The 18,134-nt window shown below is 48.8% G+C and carries 15 protein-coding genes; 10 read left to right on the top strand and 5 right to left on the bottom strand.

Annotation, left to right across the window (positions count from 1 at the left end):
* Positions 1 to 50: 50 nt before the first annotated feature.
* Positions 51 to 1,391: an MATE family efflux transporter gene (locus tag CP943_RS06475; protein WP_023856619.1), complete on the bottom strand. Its 1,341-nt coding sequence runs from the start codon at positions 1,389 to 1,391 to the stop codon at positions 51 to 53.
* Between the two features lie 121 nt (positions 1,392 to 1,512).
* On the opposite strand from CP943_RS06475, the gene CP943_RS06480 reads away from it, so the two are divergent.
* From CP943_RS06480 to CP943_RS06495, 4 genes are all read left to right on the top strand, one after another.
* On the top strand, positions 1,513 to 2,376 hold the full coding sequence (locus CP943_RS06480; protein WP_023856620.1) for a helix-turn-helix transcriptional regulator: 864 nt from the start codon (positions 1,513 to 1,515) through the stop codon (positions 2,374 to 2,376).
* A gap of 28 nt (positions 2,377 to 2,404) precedes the next feature.
* Positions 2,405 to 2,962 (top strand): GNAT family N-acetyltransferase, encoded by a 558-nt coding sequence (locus tag CP943_RS06485; protein ID WP_020450889.1) that lies wholly within the window; start codon positions 2,405 to 2,407, stop codon positions 2,960 to 2,962.
* A 56-nt stretch (positions 2,963 to 3,018) separates the two neighbouring features.
* Entirely contained in the window at positions 3,019 to 4,062 is a 1,044-nt protein-coding gene (locus tag CP943_RS06490) for a LacI family DNA-binding transcriptional regulator (protein WP_020450890.1), read from the top strand.
* A gap of 167 nt (positions 4,063 to 4,229) precedes the next feature.
* Positions 4,230 to 5,258 carry a scyllo-inositol 2-dehydrogenase gene (locus CP943_RS06495; protein ID WP_023856622.1) on the top strand — a complete coding sequence of 343 codons (1,029 nt, stop codon included), beginning with the start codon at positions 4,230 to 4,232 and terminating at the stop codon, positions 5,256 to 5,258.
* A 150-nt stretch (positions 5,259 to 5,408) separates the two neighbouring features.
* On the opposite strand, the gene CP943_RS06500 is transcribed toward CP943_RS06495, so the two are convergent.
* The 4 genes from CP943_RS06500 to CP943_RS06515 form a co-directional block, all read right to left on the bottom strand.
* Positions 5,409 to 6,497: a Ger(x)C family spore germination protein gene (locus tag CP943_RS06500; protein ID WP_105980869.1), complete on the bottom strand. Its 1,089-nt coding sequence runs from the start codon at positions 6,495 to 6,497 to the stop codon at positions 5,409 to 5,411.
* Positions 6,494 to 7,612 carry a GerAB/ArcD/ProY family transporter gene (locus CP943_RS06505; protein WP_103749052.1) on the bottom strand — a complete coding sequence of 373 codons (1,119 nt, stop codon included), beginning with the start codon at positions 7,610 to 7,612 and terminating at the stop codon, positions 6,494 to 6,496. The genes CP943_RS06500 and CP943_RS06505 overlap by 4 nt, the downstream gene beginning before the upstream one ends.
* A 6-nt stretch (positions 7,613 to 7,618) precedes the next feature.
* Positions 7,619 to 9,088, bottom strand: a complete 1,470-nt coding sequence (locus CP943_RS06510) for a spore germination protein (RefSeq protein ID WP_039072661.1) — start codon at positions 9,086 to 9,088, stop codon at positions 7,619 to 7,621.
* 103 nt (positions 9,089 to 9,191) lie between these two features.
* Positions 9,192 to 9,797: a LysE/ArgO family amino acid transporter gene (locus CP943_RS06515; RefSeq protein ID WP_039072710.1), complete on the bottom strand. Its 606-nt coding sequence runs from the start codon at positions 9,795 to 9,797 to the stop codon at positions 9,192 to 9,194.
* Positions 9,798 to 9,895: 98 nt separating this feature from the next.
* Between CP943_RS06515 and CP943_RS06520 the strand changes: the two genes are divergently transcribed.
* The 6 genes from CP943_RS06520 to CP943_RS06545 all read left to right on the top strand — a co-directional run bounded on the left by CP943_RS06520 (position 9,896) and on the right by CP943_RS06545 (position 18,124).
* Positions 9,896 to 11,368, top strand: coding sequence for an aminotransferase-like domain-containing protein (locus tag CP943_RS06520; RefSeq protein WP_050820931.1), 1,473 nt, complete (start codon positions 9,896 to 9,898; stop codon positions 11,366 to 11,368).
* 285 nt (positions 11,369 to 11,653) lie between these two features.
* Positions 11,654 to 13,000, top strand: coding sequence for an aspartate aminotransferase family protein (locus CP943_RS06525; protein ID WP_105980870.1), 1,347 nt, complete (start codon positions 11,654 to 11,656; stop codon positions 12,998 to 13,000).
* A complete protein-coding gene (locus CP943_RS06530; RefSeq protein ID WP_026579917.1) occupies positions 12,984 to 14,495 on the top strand; it encodes a pyridoxal phosphate-dependent decarboxylase family protein in 1,512 nt (503 codons plus the stop codon). Before CP943_RS06525 ends, CP943_RS06530 begins: the two co-directional genes overlap by 17 nt.
* The gene (locus CP943_RS06535; RefSeq protein WP_026579916.1) at positions 14,492 to 16,255 is read left to right on the top strand and encodes an IucA/IucC family protein; all 1,764 of its coding nucleotides are present in this window, start codon (positions 14,492 to 14,494) and stop codon (positions 16,253 to 16,255) included. The genes CP943_RS06530 and CP943_RS06535 overlap by 4 nt, the downstream gene beginning before the upstream one ends.
* Positions 16,252 to 16,806: a GNAT family N-acetyltransferase gene (locus CP943_RS06540; RefSeq protein ID WP_020450900.1), complete on the top strand. Its 555-nt coding sequence runs from the start codon at positions 16,252 to 16,254 to the stop codon at positions 16,804 to 16,806. The genes CP943_RS06535 and CP943_RS06540 overlap by 4 nt, the downstream gene beginning before the upstream one ends.
* Entirely contained in the window at positions 16,781 to 18,124 is a 1,344-nt protein-coding gene (locus CP943_RS06545) for a lysine N(6)-hydroxylase/L-ornithine N(5)-oxygenase family protein (protein ID WP_020450901.1), read from the top strand. Before CP943_RS06540 ends, CP943_RS06545 begins: the two co-directional genes overlap by 26 nt.
* Positions 18,125 to 18,134 lie beyond the last annotated feature (10 nt).

The following is an 18,134-nucleotide window of genomic DNA, read 5'->3' on the forward strand; positions in this document are numbered from 1 at the left end:
CCTTGTGATGTTTTATGACATGAAAAAACCTGCTTTCAGTTGAAAGCAGGTTATGCCGCAAAGCCTTTTTGTAGCCACATTTTAGATCTCCATCTTCTGTACATCAAAATTCCCCTGACCCACTCGTCGGCGATGAAGGAAAACCATATTCCCGCCAGGCCGAATCCGAGCTGAATGCCGAAAATATAAGCGATCGGAAGGCCGATTCCCCACATTGAGACAATTGCCATATAAACCGGATATTTCGCGTCTCCAGCAGCTCTGAGAGAATTAATGATGACCACGTTAAACGAGCGGCCAGGCTCCAGGATAATCGTCAAAAGGATCAGTATACTGGCCGTTGCGATAATATCGGGATTGCTGCTGAAAATGCCGATCAGCTGTTTGGAAAACACAGCGAAGAGAACGGAAGTAAATGTTGTAATGGCCAGAGCCCACCAGAGGCTCTTCAGACAGCGGCTGTACGCTTCATCAAATTGTTTCGCGCCGATATGGCGTCCGATTAAGATTTGCGTTCCCTGGCTGATCGCTGTGCCGAAAAGCATGATGAACATCATCAAATTTTGGGTATAGACCTTTGTCGTCAGCGCCTGCGCGCCCATCAGCGTGATAAAATAGGTGACAATCATCTGTGACGCGTTATACGAAAGCTGCTCCCCTGCTGAAGGTATCCCGATTTTCAGCAGTTTTTTCAGATGGCTTTTCTTTAAGACAAACAGCCGTTTGGACAACATCGGCATGCCGACGCGCTTTTTGACGAGCAGAGCGATCGCGAACAGGCCGATGATGCGCGCGATCGAAGTGGACATTGCTACGCCGGCCACGCCTAAAACCGGAAAGCCGAACGGCCCGAATATGACAAGATAGTTGCCGGCGATGTTCAGGATATTCATGCCGATGGTTACAACCATTGTGTCCTTTGTATGCCCGTAGCTTTTCAAAATGGCGCTGAACGTCATAATGAGCGCTTGAATAAAGGACAGTCCGCCGACGATCTGGAGAAAGATGCCGGCCTCGGCCAGCAGGTTGGCGGACAGGCCCATCATCAATAAAAGCGGTTTGGCAAATATATAAATCACCGCGCTGATGAATAGACTGATGATAAAATTGGCGCTGATAGAAACATAGCCGACTTCCATCGCTTCGGCTTTTTGCCGCGCTCCTAAAAATTGAGAAATAATAACGGTTGTTCCTGTGGCGATAAAACCGAACATCACAATGATCAAGTTCAGCATTTGGTTGCTGACGCCGACGGCTGCCACGCTGTCATCGGAATATTGGCTGAGCATCAGGGTATCTGCGTTGCCCATTAACATATATAATGAAACCTCGATAAATATAGGCCAGGTCAATGCGAATAAAGAGAGGTTTTGAGGTGCTGTTTTTTTCATGGCGTTTGACCCCTTTCTTTTAAAAAATCCGTTTTATAGTGTAACGCCATTTTCTTATAATAAGAAGAGACGAAACCGATACTTCTTGGAGAAATACGACTTGATGAAAAGGGGAGAGAACATGGAACATATCATCTTTACAATTCCGCCGCTCCCTGTGTTGATTACCGGCGGAGAAGGACTGTTCAAAAAAGGGGAAAAGCATGTGAGGCGTGAATATTCCGTGTTTGATCTCTTATATGTAATACAGGGGGAACTATTTTTGACTGAGGACGGCGACCCCCATCAGATCCGGGAAGGGGAATATATCATCCTTGTACCGGGGCTTGAGCATTATGGACACCAAGGCTGTCAAGACGATACCCGCTATTTTTGGCTGCACTTTCAGGAGCCGTCTTATGGCTTTGCACAGCAGGGAGGTGAGAACTGGACCGAGCTCAAGCTGAAGAAGGGGACGTTTGAAACGCCGACATTATATCATTTAAAGATTCCGAGAAAGGGAAAGATCGACCAAAAAGCGTTTATTGAACAGCAGTTTAGACGTTTGATTGACGATTCCGCCCAAAATTCCGACCTGCCTCTTCGGAAGCAGCTCTTGTTCGAAGAGCTGCTGATTCACCTGCAGAAGGAGGCGTTCCACATTCCTTCGGCGAGTGAGCGTGTGGCATCCGAAGCGCAGCATTACATCGACCGCCACTATAAGGAGAAGCTCAGCATGGAGCAGCTCTCGGCTGCCCTTCACTATCACCAGGACTACATTACCCGCTGCATGCAAAAGGCGTTCGGCATCACACCGGGCCAATACGCCAATAAGGCGAAGGTTTTTGAAGCGAAGCGGCTCCTTTCTTCGACAAACGACAAAATGTCATCGATTGCCGAACAAGTCGGAATCGATGATCCGACTTATTTCTCAAAGCTGTTTAAACAAATAGAAGGGATTTCGCCTGTTGAATACAGAAAGATGATGAAGAGAAATATTGAGTGATATTTTCAAAGCATAGGAGGAGAAAAGTTTGGCATCCATCAATGGTGAAAAAGTAAAGCTGCGCACGATCACAATGGATGACCTGCCCGGATTATGGAGAATGATTTACGGAACCCGAAACCCTGAATGGAAAAAATGGGATGCCCCTTATTTTCCGCTTCAGCCCGAACCGTTTCAATATTTTCTCGACTCTTTTGTGCCGGCTTTAAAAGAAAAACCGCCGCGCTATTTGGCGATTGAGATCGAAGGAGAGCTGAAAGGAACCGTTTCTTACTATTGGGAGTGCCGGCCGACACGCTGGCTGGAATGCGGGATCGGCATCTATGATCCGCGGTTCTGGAACGGAGGTTACGGCACGGAAGCCGTAGAATTATGGGTCGGCTTCCTATTTGAAAACGTCGATGTGCCGAGAATCGGAATGACGACGTGGTCCGGCAACAGGCGGATGATGAGGTGCGCCGAAAAAGCGGGGTTTAAGATGGAAGGCCGGATTCGCAAAGTCAGATATTATGACGGAGTCTATTATGATTCAATCAGATACGGAATATTGCGGGAGGAGTGGGAGCTGATTTGCGGCGGTAGCTGACACGCTCTATAATGTAATATTAGATATCTTTCATCAGCGGACTAGAGGGGACCAAAATGAAAAAAACCATTTATGATGTAGCGGAAGCGGCAGGCGTTTCGATTTCCACGGTTTCCCGGGTGATCAACAATACCGGGAGAATCAGCAGGTCGACAAGGCAAAGAGTGCATGCCGTCATGAAAGAACTCGATTATCAGCCGAATGTTCACGCTTCTGCGCTTACCGGAAAGCGCACGAACATTATCGGCCTGTTGACGCCCGATATTGCAAACCCTTTTTTCGGAGAGCTTGCCAAAAGCGTTGAAGAGCGGGCGGGCGAGCTTGGATTCAGCATGATGATATGCAGTACCGACCGCGATCCGAAAAAGGAGACAACGTATTTCTCGGTGCTCAAGCAAAAAAGCGTCGACGGCATCATTTTTGCGACCGGCATCGAAAATCAGGAGAGCATGGATGCGCTCGAGGATATTGCAAAAGAGGGCATACCGCTCGTGATGATTTCTCAGGACCGCGCCCTTGTTCCGCTGGATGTCGTGGTCATCGACGATTTTATGGGCGGATACTTAGCGACGCGGCATTTAATTTCGCTCGGCCATAAGACAATCGCCTGCATCGCCGGTGACGGATCGACAACCGGAGAAAAAGACAGGCTGAAAGGCTTCCAAAAAGCGATGGATGAAGCCGGCATCAAAGTGAATGAATCGCTCATCGCCGGTACCGGTTTTTCCCTGGAATGCGGCAAAAAAGCAGCCGCTCAGATTTTCGAAAGCAACATTCCGACCGCCGTTTTCGCCATGAATGATGTGCTTGCGTGCGGAGTCATTCAGACTGCAAGGGAATGGGGGCTCCAAGTTCCAACGGATTTATCTGTCATCGGCTTTGATAATACGTTTTTAGCCGAAATGACCGATCCGCCGCTTACGACAGTGTCGCAGCCGATTGAAGAAATGGGCCGCCGTGCGGCCGAGCTGCTGGCCGAAGAAATCAGTGGCGAGAAAAGTTCGAAAAACAAAATCATTCTCATGCCTGAACTTGTCGTCAGACAGTCGACGGCACCTCCATTTAAAAAAGATGCACATGCTGAAAAGAGCGGGTTTTGATAGAAAAAAACGCTCTTTTTTTAAAAATAAGAGCAAGCGCTTGCTTTCATTAAATCCTAAAAAGGATTGCGGATAAAATAAATACAGGGTAAAATCAGAATTGAAATGAGCAAGCGCTTTCTCTTATTAATAAAGCGCTTTCAATATGTGAGAAGGGAGAGAAGAAAATGACAGAACGAGTGAGATGCGCCGTATTAGGGCTCGGAAGGCTCGGCTATTACCATGCGAAAAACCTCAAAACCGAGGTGCCCGGGGTCCTGCTTGCCGCTGTGGCCGATCCGGCAGAGGGGAGGGCGAGGGAGATTGCCGCTGAACTGGGTGTTGAAAAGTGGTTTGAAGATCCGTTTGAATGTCTCCACGATCCAGAGATTGATGCCGTCGTCATCGTTACACCGACATCAACCCATGCCGAAGTGATCAAACAGGCGGCCGAATGCGGCAAACAGATTTTCGTCGAGAAGCCGCTGACATTAAATCTTGAAGAATCGATTGAAGTCATTTCTAAAGTCAAAGAAACGGGCGTGATTTGCCAGGTGGGGTTTATGAGGCGGTTTGATCCTGCTTATGCGGATGCCAAAAGGAGGATCGATGCCGGAGAAATCGGCAAACCGATCTATTATAAAGGGTTCACGCGCGATTTTGGCTCTCCTCCGGCCGAATTCATTAAAAAAAGCGGCGGTATTTTCGTCGATTGTTCGATTCACGATTATGATATCGCGCGTTATTTAATGGGGGCTGAAATTACTTCGGTTTCCGGCCACGGAAGGGTTTTGAAGCACGCGTTCATGCCGGGATGCCATGATGTCGATCAAGCGCTCACCTATATGGAGTTTGATTCGGGGGCGGCGGGTGATGCGGAAGCAAGCCGCAATTCGTCTTACGGCCACGATATACGTGCCGAAATTATCGGGACGGACGGCAGCATCTTCATCGGGACGCTGCGGAACCCGGCGGTTACCGTGCGGACCGGGCAGGGGAGCAGCTATAATATCATTCCGGATTTCCAGGCGAGGTTCCATGAAGCGTACTGCTTAGAGATGCAGCACTTTGCCAAGTGTGTTCGCAACAAAACGAAACCGATTGTGACTGAAGTGGATGCGGCAGTCAATCTGGAAATCGCGCTTGCGGCCACAGAATCCTGGTCAACAGGCAAGACCGTCAAGATTCAGTATCAGACGAAACAGCTTACGGTATGAAACGGGGCTCATAAACGGGCTGTGATAAAGACAAAGTATGCCGGAGATCATCCTGCGGTCAATAGGATCAACAGAAAGAAGGGCGGAAGAAAGCATTTCTCCGCCCGATGCCGCCCTTTCTCTCAGCGTTTTCAATCAACTGCAAGCCCCTTATTGCACATTCAGATTCGGTCTCAGATTCACCTGATAGTCCACCTCGACATCCATCTTCTCCCAACGATGCAGCCACGCTTTGTCGCTCATCGGCTTCGTAAACGGAAACAGCGCTTCACCGCCGACTTCAAGCGGATCAACCCGAATGTTTTGCATGTCCTTTATCATGTCCGCTGTTTTCTTTTCCAATTCGGATTCCACATCATGGACAAGTGCGCTGAACTCGCTTTGATCCTGCAGGTTTTTGTCGCCTGTGTATTCTTCAATGCCCGCGTTTATGCTGACTTTCATTGATAAAGCTGTATTGTTTTGATTCAAGTCAAATGTGACGGTTGAGCGGGCTTGGCCGATTATGATTGACAAGTTGGGAATCGTGAGGAACTTCAAATACCTGTTATTGTTGAGCAGCTGAAAAATTTGATCGTCTATGCCGGTCAGTGTCTTCACGAATTTGTCGTTTCGGAAAAGTCCTGTTCCTTCATATGTGAACTGGTTACCATCGGTTCTGAAAACAGGCACGTAAGGATCTGAATAGTGGGTGTACAGCTGGTTTTTGAATTGATGCAGGTTAACGATGCTCATTTCACCCTGGTTGGCTCTTTCAAAATGCCTTAACGTCTGATAAAGATAAAAGTCAAAATTCTCGCTTTGCTTCAATTCGTTCAGTATATATTTGTCAAAATCGCCGTTGACGACGATGAGATAAAGGCGAGGGCCGATTTTCGGGTCTGACAGAAGCGTGTTGATAATCGGAAGTATGCCTTTGTCGGCGAGATTTTCTTCGATCATCACCATTCTCAGCTGCCCGTTTTTCAGCTCGTTGTAATAATTTAAATTAAATCGCTTGCCGACTTGTTTGATCATATTGACTTCGGTGCTGAATAGCCGCTTCTTTTCAAGGCCCACCGGAGGGACGGTGGTGCTCATTGAGATCTTTCCTTTTTTTCCTTCTTTGATATACCAAAAGGTAACCGGTGAGATTTCTTCAATCTCATTGTTTTCAACAAATGGAGAGCAGCCCTCAATCGTCATGAAAATCACAAGTGCGATACAGCCGTTTAATATGAGGCGTTTCCCGCTGATCATTGCATGCGCCCCTTTCGTTTTCCGGCGATGACAAGAATAGCCGGAGTCAATGCGTAAGTGACGGCTCCGATGGATACTTCGATCAAAAACCACATATCTTGCTGTTTTCCGGATTGCCAAAACCAGGTGCTTAACACGAGCGAACATCCCATGAGCAATAGGAAGCTGAACAGAAATCCTCTTCGCGTCACAGGCTTGGCCATTCTTTTAAACAAAATGCGGAGGCCTCCGTAAAAGCAGAGTAAAAAAATCGCGATTACAAACGCAAAATGAAACATATGGGCAGACAGTAGAAACGTATCGATCCGCTCCAAAATCGGCGACTGCAAATAGCGGAGCATGTTTATCACCGGAAAAATGGTTTCCAGCAAATAAGAGGAGCCGTAGAAAAATAATGCACCGATAAACAAAAACAAATATTCGAAGAGTGAAATCGCATTACCGACCGATAAACATTTCAGCACATTAGCTTCCTTGCTGAACCATGGAGCCAGACAAATCAAATACTCGGGACTGGAAAAAGAAGACCACATGACGAGCAGCGCCTTCCAAGAATGTTCAGTCCAGTCAAAAGGAATCAACGGATATAAATCGGTCAAGGAAGCGATCGGGGGGATATAAAACCTGATAAAAATGAACACGATCCAAAATGATGACATAAAGGCAATGATAACAAATCGCATCGTATTTTCCATGCCGCGGGAGGCCGCATATCCGCTGATCACCAGAATCAAGATCACAAGCCAGTTGATATTGATGGCGGGAAAGATGAAGTGTCTCACCGTTTCGGCGTAGCTTGTGATCATGATCGCGATCTTTAACGCGAGCTGAATTAAGCCGATCAGGATAAAAAAGCGCAGCTTGCGTTCGCCGAAGAGAGCGGCAAAGCCTTCATAGCCTTTTGCGGCCGCTGGAGAAGACAGCCATTTGGACAACAGGTACAAGTTGAACTGTGACAGCATTCCGACAGCGAGCATAACGAACATCATGTAAGGGTGAACCAGATACATCGGCAGAACCAAGATGAAAAAAAGAACTTGCATACGGTTGGCGATGAGGGCGATGTAAATTCCGCCGAGAGGCCGTGTCTTGTGAAATAATTGAAAAGAACTCAAGCCGCTTCATCTCCTTTTAACGTACCGCCATTTTTGCAAGGTATGCAGATATTCGGGGCGCTTTTTCAGCCAGATCAAAGGACTTCGTATAAAAAGATCGAGCCAATCGCGCCAATATAACGGAGTAATCGGCGCAAAATAAGGCTGCTTGAGAGAAGTAAGCCCGTTCAAATGAACAAACAGTCCGATCATTCCGAAGATCAATCCGAAAAAACCGAGGCAGGCGGAGAACACGAGCATCGTAAAATGAATCAAAGTGTGCCCTTTAGCTACGATGTAGTTAGGCACCAAAAATGACGCGACCGTTGAGATGCCGACCAAAACGATTAGCACTTTGCTGACAAAGCCCGCCTGCACCGCCGCTTCTCCAATCACAATCCCCGAGATAACCCCCAATGTTGAACTTGATTTTGTCGGCATCCGCACGCTGGCTTCCTTAATAATTTCAATGACGAGCAGCATAAGAACCGCTTCCCAAAACGGGGTGAACGGCACTTTGCTCCTTGATTCGATCAGCACATAAAGGATCTGGAGCGGAAACATATGATAATGATGAGTCGACAAAGCCACATAAAAAGGGATGAGCAAAATAGACAGAAAAAAACTGGCGTAGCGCAGCATTCTAAAAAAGCTGGCAACCGGCCAGCGCGTCGTATAATCTTCAGCGGAGTGAAAAAGGTGAAAAAACGTGATCGGTGCATGTAATACAAACGGCGTCTGATCGACCAAAATGGCGACTTTGCCAATGCTTAAATTGTATGCGGAAATGTCGGGACGCTCAGTCTGCTGGAACTGCGGAAAAATCGAATGATGATGATCTTCAATCAATTCAGTGAGCTGTGCGGAATCGAAGATCATGTCAAAATCGGTTTCCGCGATTTTTTTTCTGGCTTCCTCAATCAATTCCGGATTGGTTAATCCGGCAATATAAACGATAACAACAGATGTTTTGCTGAGCGAACAGACCGTCAGCCTTTCCGCTTTTAAATTGGTTAAAGGCAGCCTGCGCCGCAGCAAAGAAAGATTGACGTCGAGCTGCTCGGTAAAACTGTCTTTCGGACCGTACATCACCGTTTCGGTTTGAGACGGTTCGATCTGCCGGCCGACCCGATTTTCAATGGGAATGGCAAACCACTGCTGCCTGTCCGGATCATGGATGATGATCGAACCGGACATCAGCCACTCCTTTGCGGTTTCTAAAGATACGATCGGTTCAACGTGCAAAACAAAGGTTTTTAAACAGCGATATATTGACTCTTCTTCGGCGCTCATGATCAGAGGCCTGATGATCGACTGTTGCAGCATGACCCGATCAATGATGGTATGTAAATAGTAAAATACTGCTTTTTGTCCGCCTTTTGTTTTATGCTCTTCGATCACCGCATCAGCCATACCGGCGGTGGCGTCAAGAAGGGCATCTTTCGTAATGGGAGCGCTCCGCAATCCAGCTCCCTTTCTTTTATATTTTCGAAACATGGACATCCCTCATCAGCGATTGATCATTGCCGGGTTACCGGATGTCCTTATTGTGCTCGCTGCTTCTCAGGTTTATGCGGACAGAAGCCGCGTTCCCGCAGGATCAGGTAAACAGCGAGGCGCCGAGGTAGGCGGCAAGCCCCCACATGACAGCCGCAGATCCTTTATTGAACAAGGTCATGACGACCCCCTGTGAATCGAGCTGTTTGAGAAGTCTTCCCGCTGCGGCAAGTCCAAGGAACCATAGCCACGAAACGATCATACATGCACAGGTGAACAGCCAAAGATCCGCACCTTCATACGCTAAAGAGTTGGTGCCGATCACGCCGACGATATCGAGCAAGGCGTGCGGATTTAAGAGCGATACGGCCGCAGCAAAAGCGATTTGCTTTTTGGGCGGCATAGCTTCGGACGCGTTTCCTACCGCCGGTTTGCTCCTCCATGTGATCCATCCCATATAAATGAGAAACAAAAATCCTCCGGTCAAAAGGACAAATTTAACTTCAGGAAGGCCGGCGACAGCCGCGGAAATACCTGTGACTGCCAGTATAATCAGGAGGGAATCGCACAACGATGCGGAGATCACAAGCGGCAAGACACGCCAAATGCTCGATGATGCGGCCCCTTGCTGAAAAATCAGGACATTTTGCGCGCCGAGCGGCAAGATCAGTCCAAAAGCGAGAATCATTCCGTGAATAACTGCGTTCATGACTGTAAAAACCCCTTTCATTCAAAACATCCGTTTTATTGTAGAGTAAGAAGCGGGGAATGTCTCCGGCCATTTGGCTGGTCTAATTGCCCAGCCAAATGCTATCTTTTAAAAAAGGAGCTGAACATGAAGTGCACAGACAGCTGAACAGACATTCAGACATTCCGTTATACCAGCAAATCGAACAGATCATAAAAGAGAAGATTTTACAGGGCGAATGGCCGGCCGGGACGAAAATCCCTTCACAACGCAAGCTGGCATCTATCTTTCAAGTGAATAGAAGCACGGTTACCGCGGCTCTGGACGAGCTGACAGCCCAAGGATTTCTTGAAGGCAACCGGGGCGGAGGCACAAAGGTGGCCAATCAAACATGGTCACAATTGACGGCGGGGCCGCCGCTTGACTGGACGAGTTATGTACGTTCGGGAATTCACCGTCCCAATTCAATGACGGTTCAGGAAATCAACAGGCAGGAGTTTACAGAAGGGATCATCAGGCTCGGCACAGGTGAATTAGCGCCTGAACTGCTGCCCTATCAACAGATGGAAGAGATTCTTCGCCGCGCACCGTCTGATAGGCTGATGCTCGGGTATGAAGAAGCGAAAGGAAGCCGCTATACAAGAGAGGTGCTGGCGGAGCATCTGGTCCGGAAGGGTGTGCGTGTATCGGCCGACTCGATTCTGATTGTCTCCGGAGCGCTCCAAGCGCTGCAGCTCATATCGATCGGCCTTTTGAAGCGGAGAGCCGTCGTGTTGGCGGAAAAGCCGTCATACCTATACTCGCTGCACGTTTTTCAATCGATGGACATGCGGCTTTGCGGGCTTCCAATGGATGGCGGGGGATTAGACCCGTCCGTCATTCCGGCGGTAAAAAAACGGCATGGCGCCGATTTACTGTACACGATTCCGTCATTTCACAATCCGACGGGCAAACTGATGTCGGAAAACCGGAAGCGCGAGCTGATTCAAATGAGCAAAAGGCTGTCGCTCCCGGTTATTGAAGATGACGCATACGGCGACTTGCGGCTTGACGGTCCGCCGTCATCGCCGCTGAAGGCCATGGACAGAGAAGGCAGCATTCTTTATGTCAGTACACTATCGAAAACAGTCAGCCCCGGCCTTCGCATCGGCTGGATCACAGGTCCGGAGCCCGTCATCGAGAGGCTGGCCGATATTAAAATGCAGACTGACTACGGCTCAAGTTCATTGTCGCAATGGGTGGCTGCAAAGTGGCTTTCAAGCGGACTTTATGATGAAAATCTCAGCTGGATCAAAGGTGAACTGAGACGAAGGCGGGATGAGGCGATCCGGTGTCTTGAGACCTATTGCAGAGGAATCGCCCGCTGGGAAAAGCCTTCAGGCGGGTTTTACATTTGGGTCACATTTCTAAAGCCGCTCTCGCTCAGCGCTTTGTTCGAACAAGCATTACAGAAAAACATCCTCATCAATCCCGGCACTCTCTACGATAAAGAAGCTAAATACAGCATCAGATTGTCCTATTCGTACGCCTCTTTGCCAGAGCTTCGCTACGGCATTCAAACGATCGCAGAACTCGCCGGGAAGCTCATGTGAGTCCCGGCTGTACCGGCTGCTGAAAAATCGACGTTCAGCAGCCGCCCCTTTTTATTTCAGGCCTCGGGTTATTTAAAAACAGTCCAAAAAATCCCATTAACATATCATTCAAGGAACTATTGATTCATATTAGCAGCTGGATTTGCAGTAGAGGAAATCTTCATGTTTCCTCATTGTGAGAAACGCCCTATTTTTCTGAATCTTATTGACATGCCGGTGTCACAAAATATACACTTTTTTTGTCATTGAAAATGATAATCTTTATCAATTGGAGGAATGCTTTCTATGCCTGTACAAACGAGTTCTAAAAATCAAGTGTTTTTGGAGCAGCAAAATAGAAGAGAGTCTAATGCGCGTTCATATCCGAGAAGATTTCCGCTCGCCATGCAAACCGCGGAAGGTGTCTTGGTGACTGATGCGGATGGAAAGCAATATTATGACTGCCTGGCAGGAGCGGGGACGCTTGCGCTTGGTCATAATCATCCAGTTGTGATTGAAGCGATTCAAAAAATGCTTGATGAAAAACGCCCGCTGCACACGCTTGATATCACTTCGGAAATCAAAGAAGAGTTTGTCAGCGAAGTATTTGCAAGCCTTCCTGAGGCGTTTGCCAAACGGGCGAAGATCCAGTTTTGCGGTCCGACCGGCGGCGATGCGATCGAAGCCGCTCTCAAGCTTGTCAAAACGGCAACGGGGAGAAGAACCATCTTGTCGTTTCACGGTGCCTATCATGGTGCAACTCATGGAACGATGGCGCTGAGCGGTAATTTATCTCCAAAGGAAAATGTCCAGGGACTTATGCCTGATGTGCATTTCCTGCCATATCCGTATGAATACCGCTGCCCGTTTGGAAGAGGAGGAGAGGCGAGCCACAAGCTGTCGAGCGCATATATCGAAAATATGCTGGATGATCCGGAAAGCGGAATTTTACAGCCGGCCGGGATGATCTTTGAAGCCGTACAAGGAGAAGGAGGCTCAGTTCCGGCTCGGGCTGAATGGATAAAAGAAATGAGAAGGATCACAAAAGAACGCGGAATCCCTCTAATCATTGATGAAGTGCAGACCGGCATCGGCAGAACCGGAAAAATGTTTGCGTTCGAGCACGCCGGCATTATACCGGATGTCATCGTCCTTTCAAAAGCGATCGGCGGAAGTCTTCCTCTGTCTGCCGTCATCTATGATCAAGACCTTGATCAGTGGGGACCGGGGGCGCATATCGGTACATTCAGAGGGAACCAGATGGCGATGGCGGCCGGAAGTGCAACGTTAAAATATATAAAAGAGCACGATGTACTGTCACATGTAGAAAAAGTCGGCACGAAGCTCATGCAGGAATTGCAAGACATTCAGGAACACGTTCCTGAAATCGGTGATGTCCGGGGACGAGGGCTGATGATCGGCGCCGAAATTGTCGCACCGCATAAAAAACAAAACACAAACGGCAGCTATCCGGCTGATGCGGAGCTTGCAAGCGTGATTCAAAGAAAATGCTTTGAAAAAGGACTGATCGTTGAAACGGGAGGACGCCATGGAAGCGTGATCCGCTTCTTGCCGCCGCTCATCGTAACAGAGGCGCAAATCGACGATATCATCACGATCTTCAGAGAGGCCGTCTATGAAGCAGTCAAGTAAACAGAAAAACTTTGATTCCCTGTTTATGCACAACGGCGAACAGGGGATCAAAGCATACCGTGACGCGGCCGAGGCCGCTGTAGAGACGCTGTGGGCCGATTGGAAAAATAAAATGAAGCCCTACAGCGGGAAGATGCCGAATGAATTAAAGCACGAAATTAAAAACTTGTTTTCGTTTAAGGAAGCGGGAGAACCGCTTGCGGATGTTCTCGCTGATCTAAAAGAAGCCTATTTGCCGCACCGGATTCATGTTGAAGATCCAAAATGCGCCGCACACTTGCACTGTCCGCCGCTCATCCCGGCACTCGCTGCAGAGATGCTGATCAGTGTGCTGAATCAGTCGATGGATTCGTTTGATCAAAGCGGAGCGGCTTCATTGATCGAGGAAGAAATGGTGCAGTGGCTTTGCCGAAAGTTCGAGTACGGAAAGAATGCTGACGGAACATTTACGAGCGGAGGCACACAGTCTAATTACATGGGACTTCTGTTGGCCCGCGATGCTTTCTGTGAAAAGCAGTGGAACTGGAACGTACAGAAGGACGGACTGCCGCCGGAAGCGGACAGGCTGCGGATCCTCTGTTCAAAGGATGCTCATTTTACCGTGAAAAAGTCGGCTTCCCAGCTCGGACTTGGAGAGCGCGCCGTCGTACTCGTCGATACAGATGATGAAAAGCGGATGAGCCTTTACGATTTAAAGCGAAAAACAACGCTGCTTGAGGAATCGGGCTTACATCCATTTGCGATTGTTGCCACATGCGGTACGACGGACTTCGGAAGCATCGATCCGCTTTCCGAGCTTGCGGATGCCGCGCATGCCGGCGGGCTTTGGCTTCACGTTGATGCCGCGTATGGAGGGGCGTTGATTTTGAGCAGAACCCGCCGCTATAAATTGGCCGGTATCGACAGGGCCGACTCCATCAGCGTCGACTTCCACAAGCAGTTTTATCAGCCGGTCAGCTGCGGCGCTTTTCTTGTCAAAGACAGAAGGCATTTCCGCTTGATTGGTTATCATGCCGATTATTTAAATCCTGAAGAGGATGAAGCGGAGGGAATCGTTCATCTCGTCAATAAATCGATTCAGACGACGAGGCGCTTTGACGCTTTAAAGCTGTTTGTCTCGCTGCGTGTGCTTGGAGAAGATACATTCGCCGAGATGATTGACTGGACATTCGCATTGGCCGAAGCGACAGCGGAAAAAATCTCAGCAAGCGATCGGTTCGAACTGCTGAATCCGCACCCTGAACTGAACGCTGTCGTCTTCCGCTGCCTCGCCTCAGAAGACGACGCAGAGAACGACCGTTTGAATAAATGTATCCACAGAGAATTGTTCAGAACGGGACAGGCGGTGATCGCCAAGACGGCAGCAGCCGGGAAAACGTATTTAAAATTCACGCTGCTGAATCCGCGGACGACGCTTTCGGATCTTGACGACATTCTCGGCAGGATTCAAGAGCTGGCAAGTCTTTATACGAATAGCAGGAGGGTAACAAGATGAGTTCATTTAAAGAAATAGCAGAAAACGCTACGATTCAAAGTTTTTTAAATTGCTATTTGCGTGAAACCGGCATCAAAACCCGTGAGATCGCGGACGGCTCTCAAAAAACGCTGATTGTTCCGCTAAAACGCCAGCAAATCGAGCTGATCGTTCCGATCAAGTACTGGTCGAAGACGGGAAGGCACCTTTTCTCATTTCCGCTTTACTATCAAACAACCCAAAACAAGCCGCTTCCGCTCGACTATGTCACGCTCGTCTCCCTCGCTTCAAAAGAATTGCTTCTTCAGCAAAACCGCGGGGGTGCCGAGGATGAATTCTTGCTCAGAGTCATTTTGAGCTGCCGCAATATCAGCCGTTATGTGGAAGAACGGGCCGGTGATCAAAATGAGCTTAGCCGCGCTGATTTTACGTTTATCGAAGCGGAGCAGTCGCTCTTGCTCGGTCATCTGATGCACCCGACGCCAAAAAGCAGGCAGGGCATGAAACCTGAAGAGGAAAACATTTTCTCACCTGAATTGAAAGGGGAGTTTCAGCTTCATTACTTTAAGGCGCATGCCTCGCTCGTTCTGCACGATTCAAGTACTGGAACAAAAGCGCCGCTAGTCATACAAGAGGAATTGAGAAACGACCCGATGATTGATAATGCGTGGCTAGACGAGCAAACGGCCGATCCGGATTTTGCGCTTCTTCCCGCACACCCGCTCCAGGCGAGAGCTTTGCTGGAGGAGCCGTATGTGCAAAAATTGATCGATCAAGGTCTCCTTACATATCTCGGTGCAAAGGGCAGGACGTTCACGGCGACATCCTCCGTCCGCACGGTTTACAGCAAGCACTCGCGCTATATGTACAAATTCTCGATCCCGATCAAAATCACGAATTCGCTTCGTGTGAACAAGCAGAAAGAATTGGACAGAGGTGTTGAAATGGCCCGGCTGCTTCAGACAGAACTCGGTCAAAGGTTAAAACAGGAGTTTCCGGGCTTTCGCGTTATCACAGATCCTGCCTACATCTCGATTCGGGGGGAGAACGGGGAGTCCGGCTTTGAAGTCGTGATTAGGGAGAATCCGTTTTATGAAGACGACCGTTCTGCATGTCTGGTCGCCGGGCTTTGCCAAGATCACGCCTTCGGGAAAGAGTCGCGGCTGTCCTCTGTTATCCGCGGGCTGGCGTTAAAAGAAGGGCGGACAACGGAAGAAGTGAGCATTGATTGGTTTGACAAATATTTATCCATTTCGCTAGAGCCTGTTTTATGGCTGTTTGAAACATACGGGCTGGCGATTGAAGCGCACCAGCAAAACGCCGTTATCCGCTTAAAAAACGGCTATCCGGAGACGTTTTACTACAGGGATAATCAAGGCTATTACTACAGCGAATCAAAAGCCGGGATTCTTTCCAAGCTGATCGAAGACTTGAGCGAAAGGAGCGAGACGATCTGCACGGACGGCGTGGCTGTTGAGAGACTGCGCTATTATTTCTTCTTCAACCATCTGTTTGGGCTGGTGAACGGGTTTGGCTGCGAAGGGCTGATCCGGGAAGAAACGCTCCTGTCCATGATCAGAGAGCGGCTTGAAAAAGCGGAACACATTTACGGCATCACTGAGTTGACGGACAGCCTGCTTCGGTTTTCGGAGCTTCCGTGCAAGGCCAATCTGCTGACGAGATTTTACGACATGGATGAGCTGACGGGCTCGCTTGAAACCCAGTCTCGTTATACGTCTGTCGGCAATCCGCTGTTAAAGGAGGAGGCGGCCGTCCAATGAACGACCGGATCACATTTCAAAAAGCGGACTATGCAAGAGACGTATCGCTCGTCTATCGCTGGATGCAGGAGGAGCACGTCATCCCGTTTTGGCATTTAAACATGCCGTTTGCAAAATTTGAAGACCATTTTCACAAGGCCATCACAGACCCCCACCAAACGCTGTACATCGGCTCTATCGACGGTGTGCCCATGAGCTACTGGGAGTCGTACTGGGTCAAGGGGGACGTCATTGAACACCACTATGATAATGAACCTTTTGACCAGGGCATCCACCTGTTGATCGGAGAAAAAGAGTACTTGGGAAAAGGGCTGGCCCTTCCGCTTTTAAAAGCGATGGTCTGTATGCAATTTGCCGAGCCTAACACAAAAAAGGTCATCGCAGAGCCGGATATCCGCAACAAAAAAATGATTCATGTTTTTGAAAAATGCGGGTTTCGCCCGATTAAACCTGTGAATCTCCCTGATAAAACCGGATTATTGATGTTTTGCGAACGAGAACGTTTTTTTGAAAAGGGGAAAAAAGATGAACTCTACAAAGAGAGCCACTGATGTATATGATGTCATCGGCGTCGGCATCGGGCCGTTTAACCTTGGCCTTGCCGCATTAGCCGATTCCGTGCCTGAGATTAATGCGCTGTTTTTTGAACGAAATGAAAGCTTTAACTGGCATCCCGGCATGCTGATTGAAGGGACGACACTGCAGGTGCCGTTTTTGGCCGACTTAGTGAGCATGGCCGATGTGACAAGCGAATACAGCTTTTTAAACTATCTCCAGCAGCATAACCGTCTGTATTCTTTTTATTTTCTGGAAGACTTTCATATTCCGAGAAAGGAATACAACCACTACTGCCGCTGGGTGGCAGAACAGCTTGACTCGTGCCGCTTCGGGATGAATGTTGAAAGCATATCGCTCATTGAATCGAATCCGGAGGCGCTTTTTAAAGTGCGGGTCGTGAATCGGGAAAACGGCGGGGAAGCCGTTTATTACACGAGGCATGTTGCGCTTGGCATTGGGACGGGCCCGCACGTTCCCGAAACGCTCTCAGACGCTTTGGGAGGCTCGGTGTTCCATTCAGCTGAGTATTTAATGAGAAAGCCCGACGGATTTAAAGGGAAAAGGGTGGCCGTCGTCGGCTCCGGTCAAAGCGCAGCCGAGGTGTTTTATGACCTCGTCGGTGAAGATGAAGCGGAGCATGTCAGCTGGCTCACCCGCTCAAAAGGCTTCTTCCCGATGGAATATTCGAACCTCGGGCTCGAATATTTTTCGCCTGATTATATCGATTTTTTCTATCAGCTTCCACAGTGGAAAAAAGATGAATTGCTAACGCAGCAGGATCTCCTTTATAAAGGAATCAGCGCGAAGACGATCAGCGATATTTATCATCTTCTGTATGAGCGGACCTGCGGAGGGCGGGAAGCGGCTTTTGATCTTCAGTCCATGACAGAAGTCAAGCAGATCGAACAGCATGGAGAAACGCTGATTCTGCACTGCGCAAACCGGGTGAATGAAGAACGGTTTGAGCGGCAGGCAGATGTGGTCGTCCTGGCGACGGGCTATAAAGAGAGGCTGCCGGAGTGTCTGGCACCTGTTGACAGCCTGATTGAAAAGGACGCGGGCGGCCGCTATGTCATTACGCGCGACTATAGACTGGTGACAGCTGCAACATCAAAAAACCATATTTTCGTTCAAAACGGAGAGCTGCACACGCACGGCGTCGGAGCGCCTGACCTGGGACTCGGCGCTTACCGGAACTCGGTGATCATCAATCAGCTAGCCGGGAGAGAAGTATACAACGTCAGCCACAAAACGGTTTTCCAGACATTCGGAACAGGAATCACCGAAAAAACCGCGGTGCCAAACGGCTAATAAAGGAGGC

The organism is Bacillus paralicheniformis, from assembly GCF_002993925.1.
GTDB lineage: Bacteria > Bacillota > Bacilli > Bacillales > Bacillaceae > Bacillus > Bacillus paralicheniformis.